Annotated in this window: 11 protein-coding genes; 10 read left to right on the top strand and 1 reads right to left on the bottom strand. The window is 72.3% G+C overall.

Going from position 1 to position 12,729, the window contains the following annotated elements:
- The first annotated feature begins 15 nt into the window (after positions 1 to 15).
- The 10 genes from ABD954_RS19915 (at position 16) to ABD954_RS19870 (ending at position 11,244) form a co-directional block, all read left to right on the top strand.
- Complete coding sequence (locus tag ABD954_RS19915) at positions 16 to 288, top strand: acyl-CoA carboxylase epsilon subunit (RefSeq protein ID WP_345487397.1); 273 nt, start codon at positions 16 to 18, stop codon at positions 286 to 288.
- 14 nt (positions 289 to 302) lie between these two features.
- The gene (locus ABD954_RS19910) at positions 303 to 461 is read left to right on the top strand and encodes a hypothetical protein (RefSeq protein WP_345487396.1); all 159 of its coding nucleotides are present in this window, start codon (positions 303 to 305) and stop codon (positions 459 to 461) included.
- A 50-nt stretch (positions 462 to 511) separates the two neighbouring features.
- The gene (locus ABD954_RS19905; protein WP_345487395.1) at positions 512 to 1,441 is read left to right on the top strand and encodes an alpha/beta hydrolase; all 930 of its coding nucleotides are present in this window, start codon (positions 512 to 514) and stop codon (positions 1,439 to 1,441) included.
- A gap of 76 nt (positions 1,442 to 1,517) precedes the next feature.
- The gene (locus ABD954_RS19900; protein ID WP_345487394.1) at positions 1,518 to 1,877 is read left to right on the top strand and encodes a hypothetical protein; all 360 of its coding nucleotides are present in this window, start codon (positions 1,518 to 1,520) and stop codon (positions 1,875 to 1,877) included.
- A gap of 79 nt (positions 1,878 to 1,956) precedes the next feature.
- Positions 1,957 to 3,165, top strand: a complete 1,209-nt coding sequence (gene metK / locus ABD954_RS19895) for a methionine adenosyltransferase (protein WP_345487393.1) — start codon at positions 1,957 to 1,959, stop codon at positions 3,163 to 3,165.
- Positions 3,166 to 3,299: 134 nt separating this feature from the next.
- On the top strand, positions 3,300 to 4,346 hold the full coding sequence (locus tag ABD954_RS19890) for a carbohydrate kinase family protein (RefSeq protein ID WP_345487392.1): 1,047 nt from the start codon (positions 3,300 to 3,302) through the stop codon (positions 4,344 to 4,346).
- Positions 4,343 to 7,798, top strand: coding sequence for a methionine synthase (metH, locus tag ABD954_RS19885; protein WP_345487391.1), 3,456 nt, complete (start codon positions 4,343 to 4,345; stop codon positions 7,796 to 7,798). Before ABD954_RS19890 ends, metH begins: the two co-directional genes overlap by 4 nt.
- A complete protein-coding gene (metF, locus tag ABD954_RS19880) occupies positions 7,795 to 8,757 on the top strand; it encodes a methylenetetrahydrofolate reductase [NAD(P)H] (protein ID WP_345487390.1) in 963 nt (320 codons plus the stop codon). The genes metH and metF overlap by 4 nt, the downstream gene beginning before the upstream one ends.
- A complete protein-coding gene (gene ahcY, locus ABD954_RS19875; protein WP_345487389.1) occupies positions 8,735 to 10,144 on the top strand; it encodes an adenosylhomocysteinase in 1,410 nt (469 codons plus the stop codon). Before metF ends, ahcY begins: the two co-directional genes overlap by 23 nt.
- Before the next feature lie 116 nt (positions 10,145 to 10,260).
- Positions 10,261 to 11,244, top strand: a complete 984-nt coding sequence (locus ABD954_RS19870; RefSeq protein ID WP_345487388.1) for an NAD-dependent epimerase/dehydratase family protein — start codon at positions 10,261 to 10,263, stop codon at positions 11,242 to 11,244.
- A 205-nt stretch (positions 11,245 to 11,449) separates the two neighbouring features.
- On the opposite strand, the gene ABD954_RS19865 is transcribed toward ABD954_RS19870, so the two are convergent.
- Positions 11,450 to 12,616 (bottom strand): IS701 family transposase, encoded by a 1,167-nt coding sequence (locus tag ABD954_RS19865; RefSeq protein ID WP_345487387.1) that lies wholly within the window; start codon positions 12,614 to 12,616, stop codon positions 11,450 to 11,452.
- Between the last annotated feature and the right edge of the window lie 113 nt (positions 12,617 to 12,729).

Below are 12,729 nucleotides of genomic sequence, written 5' to 3'. Positions count from 1 at the left end.
ACGGAGACGACGTCCATGCCACCTTCCACGGAGCCGGCCGACACGACGGACACGGCGCACGCCGCGAACACCTTCCTGCGCGTCGAGAAGGGCAACCCCGACGCGGTCGAACTCGCCGCCCTCACCGCCGTGCTGCTCGCCCGCACCGCCGCCCTCGCCGGGACGGCACCGGCCGCGGACGAGCCCGCCGACCACGCCCCCGTCCGCCGCACGGCGCGCTGGCGCCGGCTCGAACGGCGTACCCGCACCGGCACGCCGCGCAGCTGGCGCGACGACGCCCGCCGCTGATGCGGTCGCCCGACGTGAGCGCGCCGCCGGGCGGTGCCCCGGGCGCCTCCGCGTACGACCGGGCCCGCCCGGCGCCGCCGCATCCCGGTGAGCCCGGCGTCCCCGTCCACCACCTGGTGCGCCGCCTGGTGCGCCGCCGTCTCACCTGGTGCCTGGCCACCGTCAGGAAATGAGGGCGGTGACGGCATCCGGAGACCTCCTACCGCCCGGAGTTGTTGATCCCATGTCCCCACAACCGCTGAACGCCGATGCCTCCGGGACCCGCGAGATCACCCTGGACGCCGACGGGATCCCCTTGTCGGGACTGATCGCCGAGCCGTCTTCCGGCCGGCCGAGGGCCGTCGTGGTCGCGGTGCACGGAGGCGGCATGCGGGCGGGCTACTTCGACAGCCGGGCCCGCCCCGGCCTCTCGCTGCTCTCCCTCGGCGCCGACCTCGGCTACACGGTCCTGGCCGTCGACCGCCCCGGCTACGGCAGTTCGGCCACCTGGCTGCCGCGCGGCCAGGCCCTGGCGGAACAGGCGGCCACGCTGCACGACGGCCTGGCCGACTTCGCCGCCCGCCACGACACCGGCGCGGGCCTCTTCGTGGTGGCCCATTCCAACGGCGGCAAGCTCGCCCTGGCCGCCGCCGCCGAGGAACGCGGGCAGGCCCTCCTCGGCCTGGACATTTCCGGCCTCGGCAGCCGCCTCGCCGTCCGCACGGACCAGCTCCCGGGGCAGAACGGGCACGGCGACTGGCGCCGCCACTGGGGCTCGCTGCGGCTCTACCCGCCGGACGCGTTCCGGCAGGGCCGGCACCTGGTCTCGCCCGTGCCGGAACTGGAGGCGCGCGAGGGGCCCTTGTGGCCCGCCATGTACCCGGCGATCGCGCGGCGGGTGCGGATCCCGGTCCGCTTCACCTTCGCCGAGCAGGAGCAGTGGTGGCTGTTCGACGACGACGCGCTGGACGCCCTGCGCCGCCCGCTGGCCGCGCCGAAGACCGTGATCGCCCACCAGCCGGACGCCGGGCACAACCTGAGCCTCGGCTGGGCGGCGCGCACCTACCACCTCAAGGCCCTCGGCTTCCTGGAGGACTGCCTGCTCGCCCGGGACGCGGCACCCGCCCAGCGGCCCGCCGCACGGCCGGTGAGCCCGCCCGTCCCCGTGCCGTGACTCCCGACCGGAGCCACCGCACACGGAAGCCGCCGAAGCCACCGAAGCCACCGAAGCCACCGAGAGACGGGCAGAGATGAGCATCGACACGCTTGAGACGCCACACACCCGCGAGAACACCGAGCACGCCGGGCCGCGGGCCGGCGACGCCGGCGACGGCGCCGGAGCCGAGCACGGCCGGGCCCCGGGCACCGGGGACGCCGGCCTCCCGGGGCACGACCCCGCCCCCGTTCCGGCAGGCGGACACCACCGCGTGCCGTCAGGTGCTTCCCGGGCCGTGGCGTCGTACGGGCACGCGGCCACCCCGGCCGGAGCCGCGCACCCCGTCCCGGCGGCGGACGACCCCGTCCCCGCCCTCGACGTCGTACGGCCCGCGCTGCTCGCCGGGGAGGACCACGAGTCCCCGGACCCGTGCATCTTCCGCGGCACCGACTGAGCCGCGGCCGCACCGCCCGGCTCCCGCGTCCCCCGCGCACCCCACTGATCCGCCGACCCACCCACCTTCCTGGAGAGACATGTCCCGCCGTCTGTTCACCTCGGAGTCCGTGACCGAGGGCCACCCCGACAAGATCGCCGACCAGATCAGCGACACGATCCTGGACGCCCTGCTCGCCCAGGACCCGGCCTCGCGCGTCGCCGTGGAGACCCTGATCACCACCGGTCAGGTCCACATCGCCGGCGAGGTCACCACGGCCGCGTACGCGGACATCGCCACCCTCGTCCGCGAGAAGATCCTCGAGATCGGCTACGACTCCTCGGCGAAGGGCTTCGACGGCGCCTCCTGCGGTGTGTCGGTGTCCATCGGCGCCCAGTCGCCGGACATCGCGCAGGGCGTCGACACCGCGTACGAGTCCCGGGTCGAGGGCGCGGGCGACGAGCTCGCCGCCCAGGGCGCCGGTGACCAGGGCATCATGTTCGGCTACGCCACCGACGAGACGCCCACCCTGATGCCGCTGCCGATCGAGCTCGCGCACCGGCTCTCCCGCCGCCTCACCGAGGTCCGCAAGAACGGCACCGTCCCGTACCTGCGCCCCGACGGCAAGACCCAGGTCACCATCGAGTACCTGGGCAGCCACCCGGTCCGCCTGGACACCGTCGTCGTGTCGTCCCAGCACGCCTCGGGCATCGACCTCGACGGCCTGCTCGTCCCCGACGTCCGCGAGCACGTCGTCGAGCACGTCCTCGCCCAGCTCGCCGAGGACGGCATCAAGCTGGAGACCGAGGGCTACCGCCTGCTCGTGAACCCCACCGGCCGCTTCGAGATCGGCGGCCCGATGGGCGACGCCGGCCTCACCGGCCGCAAGATCATCATCGACACCTACGGCGGTTACGCCCGCCACGGCGGCGGCGCCTTCTCCGGCAAGGACCCGTCGAAGGTCGACCGCTCCGCCGCGTACGCCATGCGCTGGGTGGCCAAGAACGTCGTCGCCGCCGGGCTCGCGAGGCGCTGCGAGGTCCAGGTCGCCTACGCCATCGGCAAGGCCGAGCCGGTCGGCCTCTTCGTCGAGACCTTCGGCACCGGAACCGTCGCCCAGGAACGGATCGAGCAGGCCATCGACCAGGTCTTCGACCTGCGGCCGGCCGCGATCATCCGCGACCTCGACCTCAAGCGCCCCATCTACGCCGCCACCGCCGCCTACGGGCACTTCGGCCGCGAGCTCCCCGACTTCACCTGGGAGCGCACCGACCGCGCCGAAGCCCTCAAGGCCGCCGCGAGCCGCTAGCCGGGCTCCGCCCGCCCGACCGACCGAGGAATCACCCCAGGGTGGCCGGCACCGCCCGGCCGACGCCGTCCGGCCGGTGCCGGCCACCCGACACCGGCCACCCGACACCGGAGTGCAGGAGTTCAGGAGTTCATGTGCGTATCGCGGTGACAGGATCCATTGCCACGGACCATCTGATGGTCTTCCCCGGGCGGTTCGCGGACCAGCTCATCCCCGACCAGCTCGCCCATGTGTCCCTGTCCTTCCTGGTCGACGCGCTGGAGGTGCGCCGGGGCGGGGTCGCGGCCAACATCTCCTTCGGCCTCGGCCGCCTCGGCCTCGACCCGCTGCTCGTGGGCGCGGTCGGCGCCGACTTCGCCGAGTACGAGGTGTGGCTCAAGGAGCACGGCGTGGACACCGGCGCCGTCCACGTCTCCGCCGAGCGCGGCACCGCCCGGTTCATGTGCATCACCGACGAGGACGCCAACCAGATCGCCGCGTTCTACGCCGGTGCCATGCAGGAGGCCCGCGACATCGACCTGGCCGGTGTCCTCTACGGGCGCCCGCGCCCCGACCTCGTCCTGGTCGGCCCGAACGACCCCGAGGCGATGCTCCGCCACACGCGCGAGTGCCGGGACCTCGGCCTGCCCTTCGCCGCCGACCCCTCGCAGCAGCTCGCCCGCCTCGACGGCCCCCAGGTGCGCGACCTGGTGGACGGCGCCCGCTGGCTGTTCACCAACGAGTACGAGGCCGCCCTGCTCCTCGAACGCACCGGCTGGGACCGCGGCGACGTCCTCGCGCGGGTCGGCGCCTGGGTCACCACCCTGGGCGGCGACGGCGTGCGCGTCGAACGCGCCGGTCACGACCCGCTCCACGTCGCCGCCGTCCCCGACGCCACGATCACCGACCCCACCGGGGTGGGCGACGCCTTCCGGGCCGGCTTCCTCGCCGCCCTCAGCCACGGGCTGCCGCTGCCGGCCGCCGCCCGGCTGGGCTGCGTGGTGGCGTCGTCGGCCCTGTCGGCGGTCGGTTCTCAGGCGTACCCGCTCGACCCGCACGAGCTCCTGACGACCGCCGGGCGCGCGTACGGCGCCGCCGCGGCCGACGGCCTCGCCCCGGCGCTGGCCGCCCTGACCGCCCGGGAAGCCCCGGGAGCACCCGACGAGCCCACCTCCCCGAAACCCCTGGACGGCACCTCATGACCGACCTCCGCGAGGCACTCGCCACCCGCGTCGTGGTGGCCGACGGCGCCATGGGCACCATGCTCCAGGCGCAGGACCCCTCCCTGGACGACTTCCAGCAGCTGGAGGGCTGCAACGAGATCCTGAACGTCACCCGCCCGGACATCGTCCGCTCCGTGCACGAGGAGTACTTCTCCGTCGGCGTGGACTGCGTGGAGACCAACACCTTCGGCGCCAACCTCGCCGCCCTCGGCGAGTACGACATCCCGGAGCGGGTCTTCGAACTGTCGGAGGCCGGCGCCCGGATCGCCCGCGAGGTCGCCGACGAGTTCACGCGGAAGACGGGTCAGCAGCGGTGGGTGCTCGGCTCGATGGGCCCCGGCACGAAGCTGCCCACCCTCGGGCACGTCACCTACGAGCCGCTGCGCGACGCCTACCAGCAGAACGCCGAGGGTCTCCTCACCGGTGGCGCCGACGCCCTGCTCGTGGAGACCACCCAGGACCTCCTCCAGACGAAGGCGTCGATCATCGGCGCCCGCCGGGCCCTGGACGCCCTGGGCGTCGACGTCCCCCTCATGTGCTCCGTCACGGTGGAGACGACGGGCACGATGCTGCTCGGTTCGGAGATCGGTGCGGCGCTCACGGCCCTGGAGCCGCTGGGCATCGACATGATCGGTCTGAACTGCGCGACGGGGCCGGCGGAGATGGCCGAGCACCTGCGCTATCTGTCGAAGCACGCGCGGGTCCCGCTGTCGGTGATGCCGAACGCGGGCCTGCCGGTGCTGACGTCCGAGGGCGCGCACTATCCGCTCTCCCCGGCCGAACTGGCCGACGCACAGGAGGCGTTCGTCCGGGACTACGGGCTGTCGTTGGTGGGTGGGTGCTGCGGTACGACGCCGGAGCACCTGCGGCAGGTGGTGGAGCGGGTGCGGGGCCTTGTGCCGCCGGTGCGGGAGCCGCGTCCGGAGCCGGGTGCTGCGTCGTTGTACCAGACGGTGCCGTTCCGGCAGGACACCTCCTACATGGCGATCGGTGAGCGGACGAACGCGAACGGGTCGAAGAAGTTCCGTGAGGCGATGCTGGAGGGCCGCTGGGACGACTGTGTGGAGATGGCCCGGGACCAGATCCGCGAGGGCGCGCACATGCTGGACCTGTGCGTCGATTACGTCGGTCGTGACGGTGTGGCGGACATGGCGGAGCTGGCGGGCCGGTTCGCGACGGCGTCGACGCTGCCGATCGTGCTGGACTCCACCGAGGTCGATGTCATCCAGGCCGGTCTGGAGAAGCTGGGCGGCCGGGCGGTGATCAACTCGGTCAACTACGAGGACGGTGACGGGCCGGAGTCGCGGTTCGCGAAGGTCACCGCGCTGGCCAAGGAGCACGGCGCGGCGCTGATCGCCCTGACGATCGACGAGGAGGGCCAGGCCCGCACGGTCGAGACGAAGGTCGCCATCGCCGAGCGGCTGATCGCCGACCTGACCGGCAACTGGGGCATCAACGAGTCCGACATCCTCATCGACACCCTCACCTTCACCATCTGTACGGGTCAGGAGGAGTCCCGCAGGGACGGCATCGCGACGATCGAGGCGATCCGCGAGCTGAAGCGGCGCCACCCCGACGTGCAGACCACGCTCGGTCTGTCGAACATCTCCTTCGGCCTGAACCCGGCCGCCCGGATCCTGCTGAACTCCGTCTTCCTCGACGAGTGCGTGAAGGCGGGGCTGGACTCGGCGATCGTGCACGCCTCGAAGATCCTGCCGATCGCGCGGTTCGACGAGGAGCAGGTGCAGACCGCGCTGGATCTGATCTACGACCGGCGGCGGGAGGGTTATGACCCGCTGCAGAAGCTGATGGCCCTGTTCGAGGGCGCGACGACGAAGTCGCTGAAGGCCGGCAAGGCCGAGGAGCTGGCCGCGCTGCCGCTGGAGGAGCGGCTGAAGCGGCGGATCATCGACGGCGAGAAGAACGGCCTGGAGGCCGACCTCGACGAGGCCCTGACCACCACGCCCGCCCTCGACATCGTCAACAACACCCTCCTCGACGGGATGAAGGTCGTCGGTGAGCTGTTCGGCTCCGGGCAGATGCAGCTGCCGTTCGTGCTCCAGTCCGCGGAGGTCATGAAGACGGCCGTGGCCTACCTCGAACCCCACATGGAGAAGTCCGACGACGAGGGCAAGGGCACCATCGTCCTCGCCACGGTGCGCGGCGACGTGCACGACATCGGCAAGAACCTCGTCGACATCATCCTCTCCAACAACGGCTACAACGTGGTCAACCTCGGGATCAAGCAGCCCGTCTCCGCGATCCTCGACGCGGCCGAGGGACACCGCGCCGACGTCATCGGCATGTCCGGCCTCCTGGTGAAGTCCACCGTGATCATGAAGGAGAACCTGGAGGAGCTGAACGGCCGGGGGCTTGCGGAGAAGTATCCGGTGATCCTCGGTGGTGCGGCTCTGACCAGGGCGTATGTGGAGCAGGACCTCCACGAGATCTACCAGGGCGAGGTCCGCTACGCCCGCGACGCCTTCGAGGGCCTGCGCCTGATGGACGCGCTGATGGCGGTCAAGCGGGGGGTGCCGGGGGCGAGCCTGCCGGAGCTGAAGCAGCGCCGGGTGCCGAAGCGGGAGACCCCGCTGCTGGAGGTGGTGCGGGAGCCGGAGCCCGGCGGCCGGTCGGATGTGGCGGTGGACAACCCCGTACCCACCCCGCCGTTCCTCGGGACGCGGGTCGTCAAGGGCATCCAGCTGGCGGAGTACGCGTCCTGGCTGGACGAGGGCGCCCTGTTCAAGGGCCAGTGGGGGCTGAAGGACAAGGAGACCATCGAGTCGGAGGGCCGGCCGCGGCTGCGCATGTGGCTGGACCGGCTCCAGACAGGCCACCTCCTGGAAGCGGCCGTGGTCTACGGCTACTTCCCCTGTGTGTCCAAGGGCGAGGATCTGATCGTCCTGGACGAGGACGGAGGCGAGCGGACCCGCTTCACCTTCCCCCGCCAGGAGCGCGGCCGCCGCCTGTGTCTCGCCGACTTCTTCCGCCCCGAGGACTCCGGCGAGACCGATGTCCTGGCCCTGCAGATGGTCACCGTCGGATCCAGGATCGGGGAGGAGACGGCGAAGCTGTTCGCCGCCGACTCCTACCGCGACTACCTCGAACTCCACGGCCTGTCCGTGCAGTTGGCCGAGGCCCTGGCGGAGTACTGGCACGGCCGGGTCCGCGCCGAGTGGGGCATCGCCGGATCCGACCCGTCCGGCATCGAGGGCATGCTGCGCACCGAGTACCAGGGCTGCCGCTACTCCCTCGGCTACCCCGCCTGCCCCGACCTGGAGGACCGCGCCAAGATCGCCGGTCTCCTCAAGCCCGAGCGGATCGGCGTCGTGTTGTCGGAGGAGTACCAGCTGCACCCCGAGCAGTCCACGGACGCCTTCGTCGTCCACCACCCCGAGGCCAGCTACTTCAACGCAGGAGGCCGCCGATGACCACCGTGCGCGACGTCCTCGCGAGCGGGACCCGTTCCTTCTCCTTCGAGTTCTTCCCGCCGAAGACCGACAAGGGCGAACAGACCCTGTGGGACGCGATCCGGCGGATCGAGGCGCTGTCGCCGACGTTCGTCTCGGTGACGTACGGCGCGGGCGGCTCGTCCCGGGACCGTACGGTCGAGGTGACCAAGCGCATCGCGTCCGAGACGACCCTGCGCCCAGTCGCCCACCTCACGGCCGTCGGCCACTCGGTGGCCGAACTGCGCCACATCATCGGCCAGTACGCGGACGCGGGCGTCCGGGACGTGCTCGCCCTGCGCGGTGACCCGCCGGGCGATCCGAACGCCCCCTGGATCCCCCACCCGGAGGGCTTCACCCACGCCCACGAACTGGTGTCCCTGGTCCGTGAGCTGGGCGACTTCGGGATCGGCGTGGCGGCCTTCCCCGAGCGTCATCCCCGCTCCCCCGACTGGGAGAGCGACATCCGGCACTTCATCGCGAAGTGCCGGGCGGGCGCGGACTACGCGATCACGCAGATGTTCTTCGACCCGGAGGACTACCTCCGGCTGCGGGACCGGGTCGACGTGGCCGGCTGCGACACCCCGATCATCCCGGAGATCATGCCCGCCACCGACGTGCGGCAGATCAGCCGGTTCGCCGAACTCAGCGGCGCCAGTTTCCCCGAGGACCTGGCGCACCGGCTGGAAGCGGCCCGCGACAACCCGCGCGACGGGCACCGCATCGGCGTCGAGCACGCCACCCTCATGGCCGAGCGGCTGCTCGCCGAGGGCGCGCCGGGCCTGCACTACATCACGCTCAACAAGTCCCTCGCGACCCTCGAGATCCACCAGAACATCCAGAACGTCCACAGCGCTCTCAGCACGCACAACACCGGCAGCGCCATTCCCACCACCCACAGCACGAGGAGCACCGAGCATGTCCTCTCAGCCGAACGCTGACTTCACCGACTTCAAGGTTGCCGACATCGGTCTGGCGGAGTTCGGCCGTAAGGAGATCACGCTGGCCGAGCACGAGATGCCGGGCCTGATGGCGATCCGCCGCGAGTACGCCGCCTCCCAGCCCCTCGCGGGCGCCCGGATCACCGGCTCCCTCCACATGACCGTCCAGACCGCCGTCCTCATCGAAACCCTCGTCGCCCTGGGCGCACAGGTCCGCTGGGTGTCCTGCAACATCTACTCCACCCAGGACCACGCCGCCGCCGCGATCGCCGCCGCCGGCATCCCCGTCTTCGCCTGGAAAGGCGAAACCCTGGAGGAATACTGGTGGTGCACCGAACAGGCCCTGACCTGGCCCGGCGCCGACGGACCCAACATGATCCTCGACGACGGCGGCGACGCCACCCTCCTCGTCCACAAAGGCGTCGAACACCAGAAGACCGGCGCCCTGCCCGAAGCCGCCAACGAGGAACTCGCCGTCGTCCGCTCCCTCCTCGAAACCACCACCCTGGACTGGACAGCCCTGGCCGCCGGCATCCGCGGCGTCACCGAGGAGACCACCACCGGCGTCCACCGCCTCTACGAAATGCACCGCGACGGCGCACTCCTCTTCCCCGCCATCAACGTCAACGACGCCGTCACCAAGTCCAAGTTCGACAACAAATACGGCTGCCGCCACTCCCTCATCGACGGCATCAACCGCGCCACCGACACCCTCATCGGCGGCAAGACCGCCGTCGTCTGCGGCTACGGCGACGTCGGCAAGGGCTGCGCCGAATCACTGCGCGGCCAGGGCGCCCGCGTCATCGTCACCGAGATCGACCCCATCTGCGCCCTCCAGGCAGCCATGGACGGCTACCAGGTCACCACCCTCGACGAAGTCGTCGAGACCGCCGACATCTTCATCACCACCACCGGCAACAAGGACATCATCATGGCCGCCGACATCGCCAGGATGAAGCACCAGGCCATCGTCGGGAACATCGGCCACTTCGACAACGAGATCGACATGGCCGGCCTCGCCGCCGTCCCCGGCATCGTCAAGGACGAGGTCAAACCCCAGGTCCACACCTGGACCTTCCCCGACGGCAAGACCGTCATCGTCCTGTCCGAAGGCCGCCTGCTCAACCTCGGCAACGCCACCGGCCACCCGTCCTTCGTCATGTCGAACTCCTTCGCCGACCAGACCCTGGCCCAGATCGAGCTCTACACCAAGACCGACCAGTACCCCATCGGCGTCCACACCCTCCCCAAGCACCTCGACGAAAAGGTCGCCCGCCTCCACCTCGACGCCCTCGGCGTCACCCTCACCACCCTCCGCCCCGAACAAGCCGCCTACATCGGCGTCCCCGTCGACGGCCCCTACAAGCCCGACCACTACCGCTACTGAGCGGTCCCCGTTGCGCCCCACCTCATGGTGGGGCGCTTTCGGCGTTTCCGCCTGTCGGTCCAGAGGGCCTTGTAAAATAAGGTCGTTCGTTTTTTTCTGAGAGATCGGGGCGCCCCATGAGACCGAGACGCGTCGCACTGACGGGCGCCACGGGCTTCATCGGCTCGGCGGTACTGCGTGCGCTGGCGCGCGACCGTGACGCGGCGCCGCGCCAGGAGCGTTGCGTGATCCGCGTGCTGGGGCGGCGCCTGCCGGACGAGACCGCGGCGCTCGCCGACGAATGGGTCTCGGCGGACCTCTCGGAGCCGGGCACGCTGGACGGCGCCTGCCGTGACGTCGACGTGCTGCTGCACATGGCCGCCGCGCTCGGGCCCGACGAGGCGCGGTGCGCCCGGGTCAACATCGGGGGAACCGCGGCGCTGGCCGAGGAAGCCGTACGGGGGGGCGTCGGGCGGATCGTCCACCTGTCCACCTCCGCGGTCTACGGCCCGGGGCCCCACCGGGGGATCGCGGTGAACGAGGTGGTGCCCGCCCCCACGTCGGCGGCCAGCCGCACCCGCCTCGCCGCCGAGGAGCACGCCCTCGCGGCCGGCGCGGTGGTGCTCCGGCCCGGCCTGGTGACGGGTGCCGGCGACCGGTGGGTGGTGCCGGCCCTGGCCCGGCTCGTCGAGGTGGCCCCCGCGGTGTGGGAAGGCGGTCGCGGGCTGCTCTCGGTCGTCGACGTGGCCGACCTGGCCCGGCTCGTCGTCCGCCTCGCGCATTCCCCCCGGCCCGCCGGCGGGACCGTCTGGCACGCGAGCCATCCCGAGCCCGTCCGCACCGGTGACCTCCTGGCCTCGCTCGCCGCCGTCGGCGTGCTGCCCGCGGTGGAGGGCCACATGCCCTGGGAGGAGTGCCGTCGGCTGCTGCGGGAGTCGGCGTGCGGCCTGAACGAGCGCCAGTTCGCGCTCTTCGCGCTGGATCACTGGTACGACAGCTCCGCGGTCTGGCGCCTCGCGTCGTGCCCGCCGGGGCCGGGCCCGCTGACCCGCCTGGAGGCGGCGGCCGAGTGGTACCGGGGCGCCGTCCCGGCCCGGCAGGAGGACGCGGCGCACCGCTGACGCCCCGGACGGACGTCACCCCGGCCCTCCCCCATCGCCCCCGCCCGACCTTCACCGCATCCGCGTTCACCGCGTCCCTCCTTCACCCCACCCGCCTTCGCCCCGGCCCGGATCACCTCCGGGCCGGGGCCTTCGGCGTTTCCGCAGGTCCTGCCCCCCGGCGGGAGCCGACGCACCCGCCTCGGCGGCCCGCCTCGTACCTCCGTCACGCCCCGGCGGTCACGCAGGGCCGGTGATGGAGGCGGTGGAGGGCGTACGCGGCGGAGACCAGGGTCATGTGGTGGTGCCAGCCGGGGTACGACCGGCCCTCGAAGTCGAGGAGGCCCAGGTCCTCCTCCAGGCGGCGGGTGGCCTGGCGCGTGAGGGCGAGGAGCCGGGTGAGGGCGAGCAGGTTCTCGGTGCGGGCGTGGCTCATGTTGGTGAGCCACAGCTGGGACGCGGACCGGCCCGCCTCGGGGCGGACCGTGAAGAGGCGGTAGGCGCGGTGCGGGGTGCCCACCGAGGGGCGGTCGACGGGGTGGACGAGGGCCGTCGCCACCGCGGCCCGGTGCTCGCGGCCGGCAGGGCCCGCGTCCTCGGTGCGAAGCGGGTCGGAGCCCTGGTCGAGCGCTCCCCGGGCCGTGTACACCGGGCCGCACTCCTCGCCCCGGGGGCAGGGCGGGTGGCCGGGCGACCGGGCGGCCCTGACCCGCAGTTCGTCGGGGACGGCCAGCACGAAGTCCCGTCCCCGGGCCGCGAGCCCCCGCGCGAGGGAGCCCGCCCGGGGGGTCGCGCCCAGGTGGGCGACGACCGGGACGGGCACGGCACGGCTCACCGCCGCCAGGGAGTCGACGAGTTCGAGCGCGTGCTGCTCGGGCGGCCGGAAGCCCACGTCGTCGGGGATCCGGGCGCGCCGGCGCCGGTGCGGGTCCTTGCCCCAGGCGCCGGGCAGCTGGAGGCGCCAGTCGACGGGGACCGCGTCGGTGGCCGTGGCGAGGAAGGCGCCGACTCCCACCTGGCAGGTGACGACCCGTCCGGCGGCGGAGACGAAGCGGCGGTGCACCCCGCAGGAGTGCTCCCCGCGCTTGGGCAGCACGGCCAGGTCGACGACCCAGGCCCGCGGGTCGAGCCGCCGCTCGGTCCAGCGGACCAGTTCCTCACGCACCGGGGTCCAGTCCCAGGGGCTGACGTTGACGAACTGGTGCAGGGCCTGGGCCGCCGTCGGCGAGGCCGAGACGCCGGCGGCGAGCCGGCGGACGGACTTCTTGCCGGGGGTGGTCAGCAGCGCCCGCAGGTATCTCCGTGCCCAGGCGCGCTGGTCGGCCCGCGTCAGCGGGTCGAAGACCCGCTCGGTGAAGCGGGAGACGGTGTCGTCGGACGGGAGGGTGACCATGCCCAAAGAATAGCGAACGTTCGCTTTCTAGCTGACGCCGCTCCTCGCGGGCTGGCCGGAATCGGCTCCTCGCGGCGAGAAGGAAAATCGCGTTGCATCTTGACCAACTCGGC

Origin of the sequence: Streptomyces roseoviridis (assembly GCF_039535235.1) — a bacterium.
Taxonomy (GTDB): domain Bacteria; phylum Actinomycetota; class Actinomycetes; order Streptomycetales; family Streptomycetaceae; genus Streptomyces; species Streptomyces roseoviridis.
This window is presented reverse-complemented; position numbering and strand designations above follow the sequence as displayed.